Annotated in this window: 16 protein-coding genes, 3 tRNA genes and 5 pseudogenes; 16 read left to right on the top strand and 8 right to left on the bottom strand. The window is 74.2% G+C overall.

The features are described 5' to 3' along the window. Positions 1-2: 2 nt before the first annotated feature. From REH70_RS17780 to REH70_RS17750, 7 genes are all read left to right on the top strand, one after another. Positions 3-1148, top strand: a complete 1146-nt coding sequence (locus REH70_RS17780) for an LLM class flavin-dependent oxidoreductase (protein ID WP_310749359.1) — start codon at positions 3-5, stop codon at positions 1146-1148. Next, a complete protein-coding gene (locus REH70_RS17775) occupies positions 1145-1699 on the top strand; it encodes an NAD(P)H-dependent oxidoreductase (RefSeq protein ID WP_310749357.1) in 555 nt (184 codons plus the stop codon). The genes REH70_RS17780 and REH70_RS17775 overlap by 4 nt, the downstream gene beginning before the upstream one ends. Before the next feature lie 141 nt (positions 1700-1840). Continuing rightward, positions 1841-3943, top strand: a complete 2103-nt coding sequence (locus tag REH70_RS17770; RefSeq protein ID WP_310749355.1) for an EAL domain-containing protein — start codon at positions 1841-1843, stop codon at positions 3941-3943. A 53-nt stretch (positions 3944-3996) separates the two neighbouring features. Next, positions 3997-4377, top strand: a complete 381-nt coding sequence (locus REH70_RS17765) for a sterol carrier family protein (protein WP_310749353.1) — start codon at positions 3997-3999, stop codon at positions 4375-4377. Positions 4378-4600: 223 nt separating this feature from the next. Continuing rightward, positions 4601-4732, top strand: a complete 132-nt coding sequence (locus REH70_RS17760; protein WP_310749351.1) for a hypothetical protein — start codon at positions 4601-4603, stop codon at positions 4730-4732. Next, complete coding sequence (locus REH70_RS17755; RefSeq protein WP_310749349.1) at positions 4729-8511, top strand: ExeM/NucH family extracellular endonuclease; 3783 nt, start codon at positions 4729-4731, stop codon at positions 8509-8511. The genes REH70_RS17760 and REH70_RS17755 overlap by 4 nt, the downstream gene beginning before the upstream one ends. Positions 8512-8913: 402 nt before the next feature. Further along, positions 8914-9057, top strand: a complete 144-nt coding sequence (locus REH70_RS17750; RefSeq protein ID WP_310749347.1) for a hypothetical protein — start codon at positions 8914-8916, stop codon at positions 9055-9057. A gap of 6 nt (positions 9058-9063) precedes the next feature. On the opposite strand, the gene REH70_RS17745 is transcribed toward REH70_RS17750, so the two are convergent. After that, positions 9064-10005, bottom strand: coding sequence for a mechanosensitive ion channel family protein (locus REH70_RS17745; RefSeq protein ID WP_310749345.1), 942 nt, complete (start codon positions 10003-10005; stop codon positions 9064-9066). A gap of 89 nt (positions 10006-10094) precedes the next feature. Between REH70_RS17745 and purF the strand changes: the two genes are divergently transcribed. Beyond that, positions 10095-11642 (top strand): amidophosphoribosyltransferase, encoded by a 1548-nt coding sequence (purF, locus tag REH70_RS17740; RefSeq protein ID WP_310749342.1) that lies wholly within the window; start codon positions 10095-10097, stop codon positions 11640-11642. Positions 11643-11676: 34 nt separating this feature from the next. Next, positions 11677-12803 (top strand): annotated as a pseudogene (gene purM / locus REH70_RS17735) (phosphoribosylformylglycinamidine cyclo-ligase). A 122-nt stretch (positions 12804-12925) separates the two neighbouring features. On the opposite strand, the pseudogene REH70_RS17730 reads toward purM, so the two are convergent. Beyond that, a pseudogene (locus tag REH70_RS17730) lies at positions 12926-13105 on the bottom strand (DUF3073 domain-containing protein); the annotation flags it as partial. A 486-nt stretch (positions 13106-13591) separates the two neighbouring features. On the opposite strand from REH70_RS17730, the gene REH70_RS17725 reads away from it, so the two are divergent. The 4 genes and pseudogenes from REH70_RS17725 to REH70_RS17710 all read left to right on the top strand — a co-directional run. Then, the gene (locus REH70_RS17725; RefSeq protein ID WP_310749341.1) at positions 13592-13798 is read left to right on the top strand and encodes a BldC family transcriptional regulator; all 207 of its coding nucleotides are present in this window, start codon (positions 13592-13594) and stop codon (positions 13796-13798) included. A gap of 107 nt (positions 13799-13905) precedes the next feature. Beyond that, a pseudogene (locus tag REH70_RS20910) lies at positions 13906-14141 on the top strand (Ada metal-binding domain-containing protein); the annotation flags it as partial. A gap of 39 nt (positions 14142-14180) precedes the next feature. Beyond that, positions 14181-15557: an AlkA N-terminal domain-containing protein gene (locus tag REH70_RS17715; RefSeq protein WP_310749339.1), complete on the top strand. Its 1377-nt coding sequence runs from the start codon at positions 14181-14183 to the stop codon at positions 15555-15557. A 73-nt stretch (positions 15558-15630) separates the two neighbouring features. Continuing rightward, positions 15631-16149: pseudogene (locus REH70_RS17710) on the top strand (methylated-DNA--[protein]-cysteine S-methyltransferase); the annotation flags it as partial. 205 nt (positions 16150-16354) lie between these two features. Here the strand turns inward: REH70_RS17710 and REH70_RS17705 are convergent. The 5 genes from REH70_RS17705 to REH70_RS17685 form a co-directional block, all read right to left on the bottom strand. Next, positions 16355-16618, bottom strand: a complete 264-nt coding sequence (locus REH70_RS17705) for a DUF3618 domain-containing protein (protein ID WP_310749337.1) — start codon at positions 16616-16618, stop codon at positions 16355-16357. Next, a complete protein-coding gene (locus tag REH70_RS17700) occupies positions 16615-17037 on the bottom strand; it encodes a phage holin family protein (RefSeq protein ID WP_310749334.1) in 423 nt (140 codons plus the stop codon). The genes REH70_RS17705 and REH70_RS17700 overlap by 4 nt, the downstream gene beginning before the upstream one ends. 157 nt (positions 17038-17194) lie before the next feature. Then, a tRNA-Phe gene (locus REH70_RS17695) sits at positions 17195-17267 on the bottom strand. A gap of 40 nt (positions 17268-17307) precedes the next feature. After that, a tRNA-Asp gene (locus REH70_RS17690) sits at positions 17308-17381 on the bottom strand. Positions 17382-17422: 41 nt separating this feature from the next. Continuing rightward, positions 17423-17495, bottom strand: a tRNA-Glu gene (locus REH70_RS17685). 187 nt (positions 17496-17682) lie between these two features. Between REH70_RS17685 and REH70_RS17680 the strand changes: the two genes are divergently transcribed. The 3 genes from REH70_RS17680 to REH70_RS17670 all read left to right on the top strand — a co-directional run bounded on the left by REH70_RS17680 (position 17683) and on the right by REH70_RS17670 (position 19055). Further along, positions 17683-18027, top strand: a complete 345-nt coding sequence (locus REH70_RS17680) for a metallopeptidase family protein (protein WP_310754395.1) — start codon at positions 17683-17685, stop codon at positions 18025-18027. A 99-nt stretch (positions 18028-18126) separates the two neighbouring features. Beyond that, a complete protein-coding gene (locus REH70_RS17675) occupies positions 18127-18606 on the top strand; it encodes an LLM class flavin-dependent oxidoreductase (protein ID WP_396134573.1) in 480 nt (159 codons plus the stop codon). Beyond that, the gene (locus REH70_RS17670; RefSeq protein WP_396134769.1) at positions 18531-19055 is read left to right on the top strand and encodes an LLM class flavin-dependent oxidoreductase; all 525 of its coding nucleotides are present in this window, start codon (positions 18531-18533) and stop codon (positions 19053-19055) included. Before REH70_RS17675 ends, REH70_RS17670 begins: the two co-directional genes overlap by 76 nt. Before the next feature lie 28 nt (positions 19056-19083). Here the strand turns inward: REH70_RS17670 and galE are convergent. Continuing rightward, positions 19084-20053, bottom strand: a pseudogene (gene galE, locus REH70_RS17665) (UDP-glucose 4-epimerase GalE). Between the last annotated feature and the right edge of the window lie 49 nt (positions 20054-20102).

The raw sequence follows: 20102 nt of genomic DNA, 5'->3' as shown, positions 1-20102 counted from the left end.
GCATGGCTTTCGAAGCAGGCATCATCACGTTCGGCGAGGTCACCCCGGACGCCGACGGCGGCCCGTCGCCCGCCGAGCGCATGCGCGAGACGATCGAGCAGGCCGAGCTGGCCGAGGCGGTGGGGCTCGACGTCTTCGGTGTCGGGGAGCACCACCGGTCCGACTTCATCGCCTCCGCGCCCGCGCCGATCCTCGCGGCCGCCGCGGCCCGCACCCGCACCATCCGGCTGACCAGCGCGGTCACGGTGCTCAGCACGGCCGACCCGGTCCGGGTCTTCCAGGACTTCGCGACCCTCGACCTGATCTCCGGCGGTCGCGCCGAGGTCATCGCCGGCCGCGGCTCGTACACCGAGTCGTTCCCGCTGTTCGGCCACTCCCTTGAGGAGTACAACGAGCTCTACGCCGAGAAGCTGGAGCTGCTGGTCGCGCTGCGCGAGCGGAACCCGATCACCTGGAGCGGGCGGTACCGCGCCCCGCTGGTGGCCGCCGACGTCGCCCCGCGCCCGCTGCAGGAGCGCCTGCCGGTCTGGGTGGGCGTGGGCGGCACCCCGGCCTCGGCCGTCCGGGCCGGTCGCCTCGGCCTGCCCATGGCGCTCGCCCTCCTGCTGGGCCCGGTGACCTCGCACGCGCGGACCGTCGACCTGTACCGCCAGGCCGCGCAGGACGCCGGGCACGACCCCGCGTCGATGCCGATCAGCATCAGCACCCACGGCTTCGTCGGCCGCACCAGCCAGGGCGCGCGGGACCTCATGTACCCGCACTTCGCGGTGGGGCTGCGCGAGAACAACCACCAGCGAGGCGTCGGCTTCGCGCTGCCGCGGCGCGCGTTCGACGCCCAGGCGACCCCCGGCGGTGGCCTCGTGGTGGGCAGCCCGCAGGAGGTCATCGACAAGATCTCGACCTTCCACGAGTTGTACGGCGTCCGCCGGTTCACCGTGCAGCTCGGGTTCGGCGGGGTGCCGCAGCGTGAGCACCTCGCCGCGATCGAGCTGTTCGGCACCGAGGTCGCCCCCGTGCTGCGCCGCGAGCTCGCGGTGCCGGAGGTGGCCCCGGCGTCGTCGGCCCCCGCGCCGTCGTCCGCCGCGCCGTCGTCGACCCCCGCACCGGAGGGCGCCACGGCGCTGCCCGCCGCCGCAGGTGCGCGGTGAGCCGCCCGCTGCAGGTCGTCGTCGTCAACGGCAGCCCGCGCACCGAGGGCTCCAAGACGATGGGCCTGGCCGGCCTGGTCACCGACACGCTGGCCGACCTGCTGCCCATCGAGGTCCGGCGGGTCGACGTCTACGGTCTCGGGCCGTCGTTCACCGGCGCGGTCGGGCGCGAGGACGTCGACGCCGTGGTCGAGGAGCAGATCCGCGCGGTGGAGACGGCCGACCTGCTCATCCCCGCCGTCCCGGTGTACCGGGGGTCCTACCCGGGGATGTTCAAGCACCTCTTCGACCTCGTCGACCAGTACGCGCTGGCCAACAAGCCCGTGCTGCTGGTCGCCACCGGCGGCACCGAGCGGCACGCGCTGGTGCTCGAGCACCAGCTGCGGCCGCTGTTCGGCTTCTTCCAGGCGCTCACCGTGCCGGTGGGCTTCTACGCCGCCGCCGGGTCCTTCGACGGCGCGCTCGTGCTGGACCCGGAGGTCTACAGCCGGGTCGAGGTCGGCCTCGCCGACGTCGTCGACCTCCTCCGCGCCCGGGTCGCCGCGGCCTGACACCCGGCGGGCGTCACGCGAGTGGCCGCCGACCGCCCGTTTTCGCCCGATTCACCGAGTCGGCCCGCGCTACTGTTCCGCCAGGTCGACGCCCCCTGCGGCGACCACCACCCGGAACTCGACGAGCTGGCGGAGGCGCGCGTGCCCCACGGCGACGACGTCGACCTGGACGTCAGCCTCGCGATCGGCGCGGCCATGCTCGCGGACGACGACGCGTGGGCCGTGTTCCGCCCGGTGCGCGACGGCAGCGGGGACGTCGTCGACTTCGAGTACGTCTACGTCAACGCGGCGGCGCGGGACATGATCGGCCTGGGTGACGTCGTCGGCCGCCGACTGCTCGACCTCGTCCCCGAGATCCACGATTCGGTCGTCCCGCTGTACCGCCGGGTGCACGAGACCGGCGTGCGCGAGGTGCTCGTCGTGCCCAACGTCATCCGCGACGTGGGCGGGCCGTGGGAGGCGGGCTGGACGCGGATCGACGTGCGCGCCGCCGGGGACCTGGTGCTGTCCCACTCGCGCGACGCGACCGACGAGCAGACCAACGCGCTCGCTGCGGAGCGCAGCGAGGCCCGGCTGCGGGCCCTGCTCGTCAACGCGGGCGAGGTCATCTCCGTCTACACGCCCGACGGCCGGACGCTGCTGTACCAGAGCCCGTCCGCCTGGCGCGTGCTCGGGCGGGACGGTGCCGAGGCCGCACTCGACAACGTCCACCCCGACGACCGCGCGACGGCCGAGAAGACGCTGGGCCGCGTGGTCGCCGACGGAGCGGGTGCGGTCGGCGAGCTGGAGCTCCGGCTGCGGCACGCCGACGGGCGCTGGCTGTGGGTGCACGCCCGTGGGAGCAACTTCGCCGACGACCCGGACGTCGGCGGGGTGGTCATCAACTTCTGGGACATCACCGAACGGCGCGAGCTCGCCGAGCAGCTGCGGGAGCAGGCCCTGCACGACCCGCTCACCGGCCTGCCCAACCGCCGTTACGTGGACGCCGAGCTCGCGCGAGCCCTCGCCCGGACGGCCCGGACGCCCGGTGAGGTCGGCCTCATCCTGTGCGACGTCGACTACTTCAAGAGCGTCAACGACGCGCTCGGCCACCCCGCCGGTGACGAGCTGCTCGTGCAGGTCGCGCAGCGGCTGCGCCGGCTCGTGCGGCCGTCCGACACGGTGGGCCGCCTCGGCGGCGACGAGTTCATCGTCGTCTGCGAGGACCTGCACGACGCGGGCGAGCTCACCGCCCTGACGGCGCGGCTGCACGACGGCCTGCGGAGCGTGTACTGCCTCGACGGCCACGACCTGCCGGTCACGGTGACGGTCGGGGCGAGCGCGGCGTCGTCGTCCACCACGGCCACCGAGCTGCTCAGCGAGGCCGACTCCGCGCTGTACGAGGCGAAGCGGGCCGGGCGGGACGGCGCGCAGGTGTTCGACGAGCGCGTCCACCGGCGCGGCCGGGACCGCGCGATCCGGCAGCAGGCCCTGCGCCGCGGGGTCGGGGCCGGTGAGCTCGTGCTGCACTACCAGCCCAAGATCGACCTGCGCACCGGCATGGCGGTCGCCGCGGAGGCGCTCGTGCGGTGGCAGCACCCGACCGACGGGCTGCTGCTGCCCAGCGACTTCCTGCCGCTCGCGGAGGAGAGCGCGCTGATCGTCGACGTCGAGCGGTGGGTGCTGCGCACCGCCATGTGCCACGCCGCCCGCTGGGTGCCGGTCCCGCCGCCCGCGCAGGGCGGACCGCTGGACCGGCCGCTGCCCCTGGTGAACATCAACCTCTCGGGGCGGCACCTCACGCACCCCGCGCTGCTCGACCACCTGGACGAGGCCCTCGAGGCCAGCGGTCTCGACCCGTCCCGTGTGGAGCTCGAGATCACCGAGACGGTGCTCGTCACGGACCTCGACGCCGCCGCGCGCATCCTGCGGGCGGTCCGGGACCGGGGGTTCGGCGTCGCGCTGGACGACTTCGGCACCGGCTACTCGTCGCTGACCTGGCTGCAGCGTCTGCCGGTCGACACCGTCAAGCTCGACCGCAGCTTCATCGCCGACCTGCTGTCACCCGAGGGGTACGCGCCGGACATTCTCGGCAGCGTCACCGCGCTCGCCCACGCCCTGGGCAAGCAGGTCGTCGCCGAGGGCGTCGAGCGACCGGAGCAGCACGACTACCTCGTCGGCCTCGGCTGCGACCTCGCGCAGGGCTACCTCTACGGGCGCCCGACGGCGGACAGCCCGTTCGTCCTGGCGCCGGGCGGCTGCTGAGCCGGGGCTACATCGTGCGGCTGCTGAGCCGGCCGACGCCTACCCTGCTGGCCATGCCGCCGCGCCGTCGTACCGACCCCGCCGAAGGCCGTGCCGCGCTCGCGGCGTGGCGGGCCGACCCCGACGCCGCCCCCCGCGGCGTCGTGCGCACCGCGGTCCGGTTCACGCTCGAGGAGCTCGCCGACGTCGCCCCCGGCCGCGCGGTCGAGGTGCGTGTGCCCCCGGACGGCGCCGTCCAGGCCGTGCCGGGCCCGCGGCACACGCGCGGCACGCCGCCGAACGTCGTCGAGACCGACCCTGCGACCTGGCTCGCGCTCGCGACCGGCCGCCTCACGTGGGACGACGCACGGGGCGCCGGCCGGGTGGCGGCCTCCGGCGACCGCGCGGACCTCGCCGCGTACCTGCCGCTCCAGGCCGCGCGCGACCGCGGCTGACGGCGTTCATCCACCCGGCGCCGGGGTGTCGCCTCGGTGTCGCCGAGATGGCGTCCCCATGGCGAGGGGGAGGAGAAGAGCGCGAACCCTGGTCTGTGTCGGAGGTCACCGTTACCGTGCGCAGGGTCCAGGCGCTGTGGCGTCGTGCGTGTCGTGCGAAAGAGGACCCTTTCCGATGCAAACCCCCCGACGCCGCAGCCGGCGTCCGCTCACCCCGGTCGCGGTGACCAGTGCACTCGCGCTGACCGTGACCCTCGTCCCCGGCACGGCGTTCGCAGTGGTGGTCGACGAGACCGTGGCCATCGCCGACGTCCAGGGGACCGGCGACGCGTCGCCCTCGTCGGTGACACCGTGACCGTCGAGGGTGTGGTCACCGCCGACCACACCGGTCCGGACGGGTACGACGGCTTCTACCTGCAGGCTGCCGGGTCCGGTGGCCCGGCCGACGCCACCCCGGACGCCTCCGACGGCATCTTCGTGTTCGTCGGCGGTGACTCCGACGTCGAGGTCGCGATCGACGACGCCGTCTCGGTGACGGGCGTGGTGGGCGAGTACTTCGGCCTCACGCAGGTCGACGCGTCCGGCGACGGCGCCTCCGTCGCCCCGCTGGCCGGCCCGCTCCCGCTGCCCATCCCCACCGACCTGCCCGACGACGTGGTCGGGGACGAGCGCGAGGTGCTCGAGGGCATGCTCGTCGCCCCGACCGGGGAGTACCGGGTCGCGTCGCTGCACGAGCTCTCGTCGTTCGGCACGGTCTGGCTGTCCGCCGGCGACGAGCCGCTCGTGAAGAACACCGAGATCGCCGAGCCCGGCAGCGCCGAGGCCGACGCCATCGCCGCGTCGAACGCCGAGCACCGCATCCTGCTCGACGACGGCCGCGACGTCCGGGGCAGCGCGACCGAGCAGCCGTACCAGGGGCTCGTCCGCACCGGTGACGGCGTGGAGTTCGGCGACCTCGGGCACGTGCTCGGCTACGGCTTCGACGAGTGGCGTCTGCAGCCCGTCGAGCCGCTCGACGAGACCGCCGCCGCGGCCGAGGTGCCCGTGTTCGAGCCGCTCAACCCGCGTCCGGCCGCGCCCGACGCCGTCGGCGGTGACCTCTCGGTCGGCGCCTTCAACGTCCTCAACTACTTCACGACGCTGACCACCGAGAACCCCGACGCCCGCGGCGCGCGCAGCCCCGAGCAGCTCGCCGTCCAGCGGTCGAAGATCGTCGCGGCGATCAACGGCCTCGACGCGGATGTCGTCGCCCTCATGGAGATCGAGAACTCGATCCACTTCGGCGACGGCACGCCCGACGTCGCGCTCGCGGACCTCGTCGCCGGCCTCAACGACGCCGCCGGCGACGGCACGTGGGCCTACGTGCCCACGCCCGCCGTGCTCACCGGCGAGGGCGCCACCGAGACGACCGACGTCATCATGAACGCGATCATCTACCGCACCGCCGCGGTCGAGACCGTCGGCGCGAGCACGACCGACGTCGACGAGGAGGTCTGGGACAACGCGCGGGAGCCGATCGCGCAGACGTTCGCGCCGGCCGGTGGCGGTGAGCCGTTCACGGTCGTCGCCAACCACTTCAAGTCCAAGGGCGGCGACGGCGAGGAGCCGGCCGACGGCCAGGGCCTGTTCAACGCCGACCGCGTCGCGCAGGCCGAGGCGGTCGTGGAGTTCGCCACCGAGCTGCAGACCGCCTCCGGGTCCGACGACGTCGCCGTCCTCGGCGACCTCAACGCCTACAGCCAGGAGGACCCGGTCGAGGTGTTCACCGACGCCGGGTACGTCGACGTGATCGCCGTCGAGGCCCCGGGGGAGTACACGTACACGTTCGACGGCGAGCTCGGCTCGCTCGACCACGCGCTGCTCACTCCCTCCTTCGCCGACCGCGTCACCGGCGCGGACGTGTGGAACATCAACTCCCCGGAGTGGAACGCGCTCGAGTACTACGGGCCGTTCACGGACGCGACGAGCGTCTTCCGGTCCAGCGACCACGACCCGGTCGTGTTCGGGTTCGCGGCCGCTGCGGCCGCCGCGACGGTCGAGATCGACGTCCTGGCGATCAACGACTTCCACGGACGGATCGAGCGGCCCGGTGTCGACGAGGGCGAGCCGGTCGTGCCCTCGCCCGCCGAGGTGCTCGACGAGGCCGTGCAGTCGTTCCGCGCCGACAACCCGAACACGGTGTTCGTCTCGGCCGGCGACAACATCGGTGCCTCGACGTTCACGTCGTTCGTGCAGGACGACAACCCGACCCTCGACATCCTCGACGCCATCGGGCTCGACGCGTCGTCGGTCGGCAACCACGAGTTCGACCGGGGCTTCGCGGACCTGACCGGTCGGGTCACCGACCGTGCGGACTTCCCGTACCTGGGCGCCAACGTGTACGACCGCGCGAGCGGGCAGCCGGCCCTGCCAGGGTACGAGCTCGTCGCGACCGGTGGCGTGACCGTCGGGTTCATCGGTGCGGTCACCGAGGACCTGCCCTCGCTGGTCACCCCGGCCGGCATCGCCGGCATCGAGGTCCGGGACGTCGTCACCGAGGTCAACCGGGTCGCCGCCGCCCTGAGCGACGGAGACGCGGCGAACGACGAGGCCGACGTGCTCGTCCTGCTCGTCCACGAGGGGGCCGAGTCCGACGACATCGCCGCATTGTCGCCCGGGTCCGCGTTCGGTGACATCGCCACCGGCACGAGCCCCGAGGTCGACGCCATCGTCTCGGCGCACACGCACCAGACCTACAACCACCGGCTCCCGGTCGAGGGCTGGCCCGCGGGCCTGACCCGTCCGGTCGTGCAGGCCGGTCAGTACGGCGAGGCGATGGACCACCTCACCTTCGAGGTCGACCCGGACACGGGTGAGGTCGTCGCGATCGAGTCCGCGATTGTGGACCTGACCCCCGAGGCGTTCCCGGACTCGGACCCGGGTGAGTCCGAGGTCGAGGCCTTGGTCGTCGCGGCGGCCGACGCCGCCGAGGAGCTCGGTGCCCGGTCTCTCGGCGAGATCACCGCCGACTTCAACCGTGCCCGTCAGAGCGACGGCAGCGAGAACCGTGGTGGCGAATCCACGCTCGGCAACCTCGTCGCCGACGTCCAGCTGTGGGCGACGGAACGCCTCGGTGCGCAGATCGCCTTCATGAACCCGGGCGGCCTGCGGTCGAACCTCACCGATGAGACCTCCGGCGAGGGTGACCCGGACGGCAACGTGACCTACCGCGAGGCCGCCAACGTCCAGCCGTTCGCCAACACGCTGGTGACGCTCGACCTCACCGGTGCCCAGGTGGTGCAGGTCCTCGAGGAGCAGTGGCAGCCCGCGGGGGCGTCGCGTCCGTTCCTCAAGCTCGGTGTCTCCGAGGGTCTGACGTACACCTACGACCCGACGGCACCGGCCGGTCAGCACATCAGCGCGGTCTTCCTCGACGAGGAGCCGCTCGACCTCGACGCGACCTACCGCGTGGTGGCGAACTCGTTCCTCGCCTCCGGGGGCGACAACTTCGCCACCCTGGCCGAGGGCGCGAACGTGCAGGACTCCGGTCAGGTCGACCTCCAGGCGTTCGTGGACTACATGAGGGAGTTCTCGCCCGTCTCGCCGGACCTCGCCCAGCGTGCGGTCGGCGTCCACGTGGTCGACGAGCCCGCCGACGGCACCTGGGCCCCGGGTGACGAGGTGACGATCGAGCTGTCGTCGCTGCTGTTCAGCGGCGGCGAGCAGCAGGGCTCGACGCTCACCTACGCGGTGGCCGGCGGCACCGAGCAGACGGTGCCGATCGACGCGACACCGGTCGACACGGCCGACGACGTCGGCCGCGCGACCATCACGGTCACCGTCCCGTCCACCGCCGTCGACGGCGTCCTGGCCGTGCTGGCCGAGGTCGAGGGCACGGGCACCGTCGTGGCGCTCGCTGTGCCGGTCGACGCACCGAGCGGCCCGACCCCGACGCCGACCCCGACGCCGACCACCCCGGCCCCCGGGGCGGGTGCCGGCGGCGGCAACGGCGGCGGCTGGCGCCCGAGCCCGCGGCCGCGCGGCAACCTCGCCACGACCGGCGCCGAGGCGCTCGGCCTGGGCGGGCTCGCGGCGCTGCTCCTCGCCGGCGGCGGTGCGCTGTGGCTGACGTCGCGCCGTCGGACGGAGGGCTGAGCACGCCGACCCCCGTCACCGGCAGGCGGTGACCGTACGGTCTCCCACGACGCCCGGTGAGACCACCCGAGGCCGCAACCTCCGCACCACGCGGGGGTTGCGGCCTCGTCGGCGCGTAGGGTCGGTCACCGTGACGAGCGACGACCAGCGCCCCGCCGAGCCGGCCCAGCCGGTCCCGCCCACGCCCGACCCGGCACGCCCCGCGTCCGGCCCGGCTCGCTCGGCCTCCGACCCGGCCCGCTCGGCGCCCGACCGGGCTCGCCCCGTGCCCGACAGGTCCGCGACCGAGACCCCGGACGCGGACACGCTGGCCTCGATCGCCACCCCCGCCACCGTGCGCCGGGCCCCCGCATCGGCGCGTTTATCCGGGCCGGAGTCCTGCTGGGCGCCGTCATCGGGCTCGTGGCCGCGCTCCTCGGGACCGGCACCGACGGGGAGGGCCGCACCGCGGTCATCCTGCTGAGCACCGTGGGCGTCGCGGGCTTCGGCGCGCTGCTCGGCGCCGCGGTCGCCGCCCGGCTCGACCGCGGGCGACGTCGGCGGTAGGAGTGCTCAGCCGCGATCGGCGTCGGCGTCCGACCGCGAGGCCGACGGGTGCTGCGCGACGTCGCCCAGCAGGTCCGTCAGCTCGGCCGACGGCTGCACGAGCCGGATGTCCGGCGGCATGGCCACGCCCGCCTCGGTCAGCACCGTCACGACGGCCTCGATGACGCGGTCCCGGGTCTCCAGCGCCTCCAGCTGACGTGCACCCGACCAGAACCGGACGTCGAAGTTCACGGTGGACGGCGCGAGCTCGGTGAGCAGGCACTGCGGAGCCGGCTCGGCCACCACACCCGGCACGGTGCGCACGGCGTCCAGGATGAGCATCCGCGCGCGGGCGAGGTCGGTCGCGTAGTCGACGCCGACGACGATGGTCGTGCGGATGTGCGTGTAGCCGGTCTGCACCGTCAGCACCTCACCGTGCACGGTGCTGTTCGGAACCAGCACACGTCGGCCGTCGAAGGTGCGCACGACCGTCTCGCGCAGGTTGACCTCCTCCACGGTCCCGCTGACGTCCGCGACGGCGATCTGGTCACCGGCCCGGAACGGCTCGCGCAGCAGGATCAGCACGCCGGCGAACAGGTTCGACAGCACGTTCTGGAAGGCGATGCCGATGGCCACCGAGGCGATCCCGAGGCCGCCGAGCACGTCCACCGGCCGCACGCTGGGGAAGGCGATGGTCAGCCCGACGCCCGCCGTGAGCACGCCGACGCCCCACGCCACGAGCGTGGAGAACACCCGGGCGTAGGACGGCGTCCGCCGCCGGGCCCACCACCACCGGGTGAGCGCGCGCAGCGCCCGGGCGAGCAGCACCCCGACGACGATGACCGCCGCCCCGAGCGCGAGCTGGCGCGGCTCGACGGGCGGCAGGTTGAGGTCCGCGGCGTCCAGCCCCAGGCCGGGGTCGTCCGGCGACGCGTGGACCCGCCTCAGGAGCGTGCCGGGGAGGACCATGGCCCGCAGTCTGCCGCGCCGACCGGGTGCGCGCCGCTCGCGCTGGACGCCCCACGGGCGCGACGCCCGGGGTGTGCCACCATGGAGACGTGGCCCTTCGCGGAGACGGACGACTGACCCACGACCTCCTACCCGGCGAGAAAGGCCCGCAGGACGCCTGCGGCGTCTTCGGCGTCTGGGCGCCCGGTGAAGAGGTCTCGAAGCTCGCGTACTTCGGTCTGTACGCGCTGCAGCACCGCGGCCAGGAGGCCGCGGGCATCGCGACCTCCAATGGTGAGCAGCTCCTCGTCTACAAGGACATGGGGCTCGTCTCGCAGGTCTTCGACGAGACGGCGCTCAACGCGCTGACCGGGCACCTGGCCATCGGCCACACCCGGTACTCCACGACCGGTGGCAGCACGTGGGAGAACGCCCAGCCGACCCTCGGGGCGACGGCCGGCGGGACCATCGCGCTGGCCCACAACGGCAACCTCACCAACACCGCCGAGCTCATCGAGCTCGTCGCGGAGCGGTACGGCGCGCAGCGTCGCGGCGAGCTGGCCCGCGGCAACACGACCGACACCGCGCTGGTCACCGCGCTGCTCACCGGCGACCCGGACCACACGCTCGAGGCCACCGCCCTGGAGGTGCTGCCGCGGCTGCGCGGGGCGTTCTGCCTGGTGTTCATGGACGAGAACACCCTCTACGCCGCACGCGACCCGCAGGGCGTCCGGCCGCTCGTGCTCGGACGGCTCGAGCGTGGGTGGGTCGTGGCGAGCGAGTCCGCCGCGCTGGACATCGTCGGGGCGTCCTACGTCCGCGAGGTCGAGCCGGGTGAGCTGATCGCGATCGACCGTGACGGCCTGCGCACCCAGCGGTTCGCCAAGCCCGACCGCGCGGGCTGCGTGTTCGAGTACGTCTACCTCGCCCGCCCGGACACCTCGATCGCCGGACGCTCCGTGCACTCCGCCCGGGTCGAGATGGGGCGCCAGCTCGCCCGGGAGTTCCCGGTCGACGCCGACCTCGTCATCCCCGTCCCCGAGTCCGGCACGCCCGCCGCGGTCGGCTACGCCGCCGAGTCCGGCATCCGCTTCTCGCAGGGCCTGACGAAGAACGCCTACGTCGGGCGCACCTTCATCCAGCCGTCGCAGACGCTCCGCCAGCTCGGCATCCGGCTCAAGCTCAACCCCCTCAAGGAGGTCATCCGGGGCCAGCGGCTCGTCGTCGTCGACGACTCGATCGTGCGGGGCAACACCCAGCGCGCGCTGGTCCGGATGCTGCGCGAGGCCGGCGCCGCCGAGGTGCACGTGCGGATCTCCTCGCCCCCGGTGAGGTGGCCGTGCTTCTACGGGATCGACTTCGCCTCGCGCGCCGAACTGATCGCCAACGGTTTGAACCCGCACGAGATCGGTGCCTCGCTGGGCGCAGACTCGCTCGGCTACATCTCGCTCGAGGGCATGATCGCCGCGACCGAGCAGCCCGCGTCACAGCTGTGCGCCGCCTGCTTCACCGGCAAGTACCCGATCGAGCTGCCGTCCGCCGACCGGCTCGGCAAGAACCTCCTGGAGCAGAACGAGCTGCCGCTCGGTGCGCCCGAGGACGGCCTGCGCACGCTCGTGGGCACCACCGGTGGCGCGACCGCGCTCGAGCAGCCGTGAGCGCCCCGGCGCAGGGGGCCCGCCCGGCGGCTCCGTGGAGACGGCGCCGTCCGCGCCGTCCGGCGCGGTGACCTACGCCTCGGCCGGCGTCGACACCGCGGCAGGTGACCGCGCCGTCGAGCTCATGAAGGAAGCGGTCGCGCGCACGCACGGACCCGAGGTGCTCGGCGGCGTCGGCGGCTTCGCCGGGATGTTCGACGCGAGCGCGCTCAAGGCGTACGACCGGCCGCTGCTCGCGTCGTCCACCGACGGTGTGGGCACCAAGGTCGCGATCGCCCAGGCCCTGGACATCCACGACACCATCGGCTTCGACCTGGTCGGCATGGTCGTCGACGACATCGTCGTGTGCGGCGCCGCGCCGCTGGTCATGACCGACTACATCGCGTGCGGCCGCGTCGTCCCCGAGCGCATCGCCGGCATCGTCCGGGGCATCGCCGCGGCGTGCGAGGTCGCCGGGGTCGCGCTGGTCGGCGGGGAGACCGCCGAGCACCCCGGTCTGCTGGGCCCGGACGAGTACGACGTCGCCGGCGCCGCCGTCGGCGTCGTCGAGGCAGCGGACCTGCTCGGCCCGGACCGGGTGCGCGAGGGCGACGTCGTCCTGGCCATCGCGTCGTCCGGCCTGCACTCCAACGGCTACTCGCTCGTGCGCCGCGTGCTCGAGGTCGCCGGGTGGGGGCTCGAGCGGCACGTCGACGAGCTCGGCCGGACGCTGGGCGAGGAGCTCCTGGAGCCGACCCGCGTGTACGCCGCGGACCTGCTCGCGCTCGCGCGCGAGCGCGCCACCGGCCTTCACGCCCTCAGTCACATCACCGGGGAGGGCTCGCCGCGAACGTCGCGCGCGTGCTGCCCGCGGGGCTCGCGGCGACCGTGGACCGCGGCAGCTGGACCGTCCCGCCGGTGTTCGACCTCGTGCGTCGCCTCGGTCAGGTGCCGTGGGACGACCTGGAGAACACGCTGAACCTCGGCGTCGGCATGGTCGCGGTGACCGCACCGGGCTCCGCCGACGACGCCGTCGCGCACCTCGCCCGGCGCGGCCTCGCGGCCTGGCCGCTCGGCACGGTCACGCCCGACGACGGCACGTCCGGCCCGGGGGTCGTCCGTGGGTCGAAGGGCGTGCACGGGGGAGCGGTCCGGATGACGGGGACGTACCGGACGGCGTAGTCCGTCGGTCGCCGGAGGTCGTCCGGTGAGGCGAGGCCTCGGGGAGGATGACGGGACCAGCGGCACCGGACCGCGAGAGCGAGCCGGTGCCGGGGGTCAGCGCTCCTCGACCCAGCGGGGAAGTCGTCCCCGTCTGCGTCGTCGGTGGAGTCGACGGCGGACCGACGACTCTCGGTCACGACGTCTCGGTGGCCGTGCGACGTGAGCTCCTGCTCGAGAGCCCGGTAGTTCGTCTCGGGGCTGAAGTACTTCAGCTCCCGGGCGACCTTCGTCTGCTTAGCCTTCTGACGGCCGCGCCCCATGGCATCGACCCCCTCTTACGTGGTTCCGGGGCGGCAACGTGCTGACACGTGCGGCCCCGGTGCGCGAAAAATCGTCTGTTCGTGCGCCAACGCTACATGGTGTTCCGGCATTCCGACCACTTGCCGCCGGCGTCGTGACCGAGGTCGCAGCGGCGGCTCCGCGCAGCCCCTGGCGACGGTCGCCCGGACGGTCCCGCGGACCGACGGATGCGCATGCCGGCGGTATGCTTGCCCGGAGCGACATTACGCTGTGAGCGAACGCAAACCGGGTCCGGAACCGTCCGAAACGCCACGCTTGGGCACGTTGTGCCCGGTAGCGACCGGTTTCGACCGGTCCATGGGGTTATCCACCGGTCCTCTTCCGAGTGAGATCGGTGATCACGGACATGTCGATCACAGGTACGTGCGGTAAACAGAGCACACCCTCCGGTCGGGGGCCGCCCGGGCAGCCGGGTGACTGGCCGGGGGCCGTGAAGGAGGCGCACCATGTCCGCTCAGCGAGCCGATTCCGACATCCTGCTCACCCCGTCCGAGGTGGCGAGCATGTTCCGCGTCGACCCGAAGACGGTGACGCGCTGGGCGAAGGCCGGCAAGCTCTCCGCGGTGCGGACGCTGGGTGGCCACCGGCGCTACCACGAGGCCGAGGTGCGGAGCCTGCTCGAGGGCGTCCCGAAGCAGCGCCCCACCGACTGACCCCTTCCGCCCCCGCGGCGGACCGCCGACGTCGTCGTCAGCGGCTCGGTGCTGCCGTGTCCGGAACCCGCTAGCCGCAGCGTCCGTGGGCCGCGCAGGATGGGCGCGTGAGCCCCTCTCCGACCGTGGCCCACCCCGCGCCACCGTGGGGCGACGACGCCGCGGCCCTCCGCGCCATCAGCGGGCGTGACCGTCGCTTCGACGGCCGCCTGTACGTCGGCGTGCTCACCACGGGCATCTACTGCCGACCGTCCTGCCCGGCCCGCACCCCCGTCCGGACAGCTGCCGCTTCTACGCCGCCGCGGCGGCCGCGGTCGCGGCGGGCTTCCGGGCCTGCCGCCGGTGCCGGCCGGACGCCCTGCCGGGGTCGCGCCACTGGGACGTGCGCGGTGACCTCGCCGCCCGCGCCCTGCGGGCGATCGCCGACGGCGCCGTCGACGACGGCGGCGTGGCCGGGCTCGCCGCCCGCCTGCACGTCAGCGAGCGGCACCTGCACCGCGTGCTGGTGACCGAGATCGGCGCTTCACCGCTCCAGCTCGCCCGGACCCGCCGCGCGCAGCTCGCACGGCTCCTGATCGACGAGACGCCCCTGCGGATGACCGACGTCGCCTTCGCCGCCGGGTTCGCGAGCGTGCGGCAGTTCAACGACGTCATGCGCGCCGAGTTCGGTGCGCCGCCGTCGGCCCTGCGCCGTCCGGCGGGTGCCCCACCGCGTCCGGCGGGAGCAACGCCGCGTCGGGACGAGGCGGACCCTGGGGAGGAGCGGGCGCCGGTCGACGCCGCCGCGCTCACCCTGCGGCTGCGGTACGCCGGACCGTTCGATCCGGGCGCGTGGCTCGCGCACGTCACCCACCGTGCCGTCGCCGGGCTCGAACGCGCCGACGCCGCCTCGATCACCCGCCTGCTGACGACACCGGCCGGCCCCGCGGTCGTCACCGTGGTCCCCGGCGCGTCCGGGGACGCCGTGCTCGCGCGGCTGCAGCTCCCACGGCTCGCCGACCTCGGCGGCGTGGTGGCCAGGCTGCGCCGCTGGCTGGACCTGGACGCCGACCCCGCCGCGGTCGACGCGGCCCTGGGCGCCGACCCGGTGCTCGGGCCGCTGGTCGCGGCGCGGCCGGGTCTGCGCATCCCGGGCACCGTGGATCCCGTCGAGCTCGCCGTGCGGGCCGTCCTCGGCCAGCAGGTGTCGACCGCCGGCGCGCGCACGCTGACCGGTCGGCTGGTGGCGGAGCTCGGCGCCCCCGGGCCTGACGGGCTGTCGCTGTTCCCCACCCCGGAGGCGATCGTCGACGCGGGAGAGGGCCGCCTCCGTGCGCTCGGGCTGACCGGGGCCAGGGCGAGGACCCTCGTGGGGCTCGCGGGCGCCGTCGTCGGTGGGCTGGCCCTCGGCCCTGGAGCGGACCGTGCGGGCGCGCGGGCGGCCCTGCTCGCCGTGCCGGGGATCGGCCCGTGGACGGCCGACTACGTCGCGCTGCGGGCCCTCGGTGACCCAGACGTCTTCCCGGCCGGCGACCTCGTCCTGCGGCGCGCCCTGGCCGAGCTGCCGGGCGGCGTCGGGGGGCCCGTGGACGTCGCGGCCGCCGCGGCGCACGCGCAGCAGTGGCGCCCCTGGCGGGGCTACGCCGCGCAGCACCTCTGGACCGCGTGGGCCGACCGTGCCCGACCCCGGGCGGCTCAGGCGGCGCTCGGTCCACGGCCGGCCTGGGACGCCGCGCCGCGGCGCCCCGGTGCGCACGAGACGATCGTTCCCGCGTCGTGACCGCCGGTCCGCGTCGGTGCCGACCATGACCCCACGTGACCCCACGTGACCCACGTGACCTCAGGAGGACCACATGAGCGTCGACCCGCTGCTCGCCACGACCGTCCCGGCCCCCGCCGGTGACCTCTCCTTCGTCCTGACGCCCGAGGACGGCGTCGTCCGGGTCGCGGGCTTCGGCCCCGTCGACGACGTCGCGTCCCGGCTCGACGACGCTCTCGCCGGCCGCGGCGTGCGGACCGTCCCGGCCGACGAGGTGGCGGCGCACCCCCGCCTCGCGGCGGTGGCCCGCGCGGTCGAGCGCTACGCCGCGGGTGACCTCGCCGCCCTCGACGAGGTGCCGGTCGCCCAGCCCGGTGGCCCGTTCTTCCAGCGTGCGTGGGCCGCGATGCGCGCGATCCCCGCCGGGTCGACCGCGACCTACACCGAGATCGCGGCCACGGCGGGGAGCCCGATGGCGGTCCGCGCCGCCGGCACCGCGTGCGCCCGCAACCTGCTGGCCCCGTTCGTGCCGTGCCACCGGGTGCTGCGCAGCGGTGGTCGCCAGCTCGGCGGGTACTACTTCGGGCTCGACGCCAAGCGCGCGCTGCTGACCCACGAGGGCGCGGAAGCGGCCGGGAGCCTGGCACCGGCCGCGGGGGACGGCGCGGCGGTGGATGTCGCCCCGGTGGGGCAGGACGCCCCTGACGGACGCGCGCCGGCCCGACGCCCCGGGAGCAGGGCGTCGGGCTGGGTCGCGTCGGCTCAGGCCGGTCGAGTGCCGGTGGCGGTGGCGGTGCCGGTGCTGGTTCCGGTCCGGGTCAGAAGATCTTGCGGAGCAGGGCGGTCAGCAGGCCGGCGGCCGCGGCGGCGCCCACCCCGACGACGATGCGCGCACGGTTGCGGTCCTCGGGGCGCGTGTCCGGGTCGTTGCCCGCGTCGTGCACGATCTGCTTGGCGCGCTCGACGAGCTCGTCCGCCTTCGCCTTGGGGTCGAGACGGTCGGTCAGCTCGTCGATCGTCGCGGCCAGCTCCGCCCGGTTGCGGGCGATCTGGGCCTCGATGTCGTGCGGCTCGGCGGTCATGAACGCAGTCCTTCCTTGACGGCCTGGACGTCCTGCTTGACGTTCTCGGCGGTGCGCTCGGGCTTGGGCGGGACACCCTTGTCGAGCGACTTCTTGCCCAGCAGCGCCAGCACGGCCGCGATGGCGAGCAGCACGACGGCGACGATGAGGGCGGCGAGCCACGGCTCGAGGACGAGCGACAGCGCCAGGATGATGGTGGTGAGGACCACCGCGAACCCGAAGAACCCGAACAGCGCAGCGCCGGCGAGGAGGCCGGCCCCGATCGCGCCAGCCTTGGCCTTGCGGGAGAGCTCGGCCTTCGCCAGCTCGATCTCGGACCGGACGAGGCGTGACGACTGCTCGGACAGGCGGCTGAACAGCTCGCCCATCGACGGACGTCCGCCCGACCCGGGAGTCGTCCACTCGGATGCGTGCGCCATGCCCATCACTTCCTCACGTTGCCTGTCGGAGGCCCCCAGTCTGTCGGGAACCGGCCCCAGTGTGTCGGGAACGCGTGCGGCGCGCGAGGCGGCCGTACCTCCGGACGGGTCCGGGACGACAACAGCCCCGCCCGGGGCACGGACGGGGCTGAGACTGTGGCCACGAGCGGGGTCGAACCGCTGACCTTCCGATTTTCAGTCGGACGCTCTACCAACTGAGCTACATGGCCGAACCGACAACGCCCGGCCGTTGGGCCGGGCGGATGTCAGCGACCCCGACGGGACTCGAACCCGCGACCTCCGCCGTGACAGGGCGGCGCGCTAACCAACTGCGCTACGGGGCCTTGTGGTGAGACAAGACCGATACTGCGATCACACACGACCGTACCCCCAACGGGATTCGAACCCGTGCTACCGCCGTGAAAGGGCGGGGTCCTAGGCCGCTAGACGATGGGGGCATGACGCCCTTGCCGTCCACAGGCGCCGCAAGACCTCCAGAAGCATATGGCACAGGTGCCGGATCGCCAAAGTCGGGGCTCCGGGCGCTTGCAGCCGCCCGGGTGACGCCGTCGCCGCACGCTCGGCGGACCAGGGCTCGGTGGACGGCCCACCGCGCCGCGCGGGGAGGATGGGCGCGTGGTCGACATGTCGCGCGAGGAGTTCGAGGACGCCGTCCGCGACGCCCTCGACGAGATCCCGGAGGAGCTCGCGCAGCAGATGGACAACGTCGTCGTGCTGGTCGAGGACGACCCGCCCCCGGACGACCCCGAGCTGCTGGGGCTTTACGAGGGGGTGCCGCTGACCGAGCGGGGCGACTTCTGGGCGACCGGTGCGCTGCCGGACCGGATCACCATCTTCCGGCTGCCGACCCTCGCGCTGTGCGAGTCGCGCGACGAGGTGGTCGAGGAGGTCGCGGTGACCGTCGTGCACGAGATCGCCCACCACTTCGGCATCGACGACGACCGTCTGCACGAGCTCGGGTGGGCGTGACGAGCTCGGGTCCCCGGTGACGGTCCCGTCCGGTCCGTGGCGGCCTGTGCCGGCTCGGGCCGGCTCCGCGCGGCGGCCCATGACGCCTACGGTGCACCCATGACGACCGACGGGCTCCGCTTCGGGATCGTGCTGCTGCCGCAGGACCGCTGGGTCCACGCGCGCGAGCGCTGGCAGCGCGCCGAGGCGATGGGCTTCGACCACGCCTGGACGTACGACCACCTGGCCTGGCGGACCCTCGTCGACGAGCCGTGGTTCGCGACCGTCCCGCTGCTGGCCGCAGCGGCCACCGCGACCCAGCGGATCCGCCTCGGCACCTGGGTCGCCAGCCCCAACTACCGCCACCCCGTGCCGTTCGCGAAGGACGTCATGGGCCTGGACGACATCTCCGGCGGCCGGCTGCTGCTCGGCCTGGGTGCCGGGGGACCGGCTGGGACGCGAGCGTCCTCGGCCCGCCGCCGAGCCTCGCCGAGCGCACGCGCCGGTTCGCCGAGTTCACCGAGCTGCTGGACGCGCTGCTCACCCAGCCGGTCACCGAGCACACCGGGGAGTTCTACGCCGCGCACGGCGCCCGGATGATCCCCGGCTGCGTGCAGCGACCCCGGGTGCCGTTCGTCATGGCCGCCAACGGTCCACGCGCCATGCGGCTCGCCGCCCGCCACGGGCAGGCGTGGGTCACCTTCGGCCCGAGCCTGCCCGACGACGCCGTCGACGGCGTCGCGCCGGCGGTCGCCCAGGACCGGTGGTGGGACGGGCTCGCGGTGATGGTCGAGCGGTTCCGGGTGGAGGCCGCCGCAGCCGGCCGCGACCCCGACGCGATCGAGCGGCACCTGAGCCTCGACGGGGCGCCGGTGTTCTCGCTCTCGTCGTGGGACGTGCTCCAGGAGGGGGTCGAGCGGGCCGTCGCGCTCGGCTTCACCGACGTCGTCGTGCACTGGCCCCGGGCGGAGGGGATCTACGCGGGCTCCGAGGCGCTGCTCGAGCGGGTCGCCGCGGAGCTGCCGGCACTGCGCACCGTCGGCCGCTGACGCGGGCCGGTCAGACGGAGCGGGCCGGTCAGGCGGAGCGCTGAGCGCGCCGGCGGGCGTTCCACGCCGTCGCGACCATGTCGGCCAGGGAGTGCCGCATCACCCACTCCAGGTCGCGCGCGGCCAGCTCGCCGGACGCCACGATCCGGTCCGGGTCACCGGGCCGGCGCGGGCCGATCTCGGGGTCGAAGCCGACCCCGGTGACCTCGGCCATCGTCTCCATGATCTGGCGGACCGACGCCCCCTGACCGCTGCCGAGGTTGTAGACCCGCTCGAGCGGGCGGCCGTCGGCGAAGCGCGCGCCGCGGCGACATGGGAGTGCGCGAGGTCGGCGACGTGCACGTAGTCCCGGACGCAGGTGCCGTCGGGCGTGTCGTAGTCGACGCCGTTGATGCGGGGGTGCGGCCCTCGACGAGCGCCTCGAGCACGAGCGGGAACAGGTTGTGCGGGCTGGTGTCGTACAGGTCCGGGGAGCCGGAGCCGACGACGTTGAAGTAGCGCAGGGACGTGTGGCGCAGCCCGGTGGCGACGCCCTGGTCCCGCAGCAGCCATTCGCCGATGAGCTTGCTCTCCCCGTAGGGCGACTCCGGGGCGGTCGGCGTGCTCTCGGTGACGAGGTCGGTGCGTGGGGTGCCGTAGGTCGCGGCGCTGGAGGAGAACACCATGGCGTCGACCCCCGTGTCGGCCATCGCCGTCAGCAGGCTCGCCGTGCCGGTGACGTTCTGCTCGTAGGTGTGCAGCGGGCGCTGCACGCTCACCCCGGCGTACTTGAAGCCGGCGAGGTGCACGACGCCGGTCACGGCGTGCTCCGTGAGCACCTGGCGCACCAGCGGCGTGTCGAGGATCGAGCCGCGCACGAGCGGCACGCCCGCCGGGACGAAGGCCTCGTGCCCGCTGGACAGGTCGTCCAGCACGACGGTGCGCAGGCCCACCTCGCCGAACGCCTTCACCACGTGCGAGCCGATGTACCCCGCGCCGCCGGTCACCATCCAGGTCATGGTGGGGACACTACCGAGACGCTGCTCCACCGGCCGACCGGCGGACGAC

It is taken from the genome of Cellulomonas sp. ATA003 (genome assembly GCF_031582905.1).
Lineage (GTDB): Bacteria > Actinomycetota > Actinomycetes > Actinomycetales > Cellulomonadaceae > Pengzhenrongella.
Note: the sequence above shows the minus strand (reverse complement) of the source record. Positions and strands in the feature narration are given on the sequence as shown.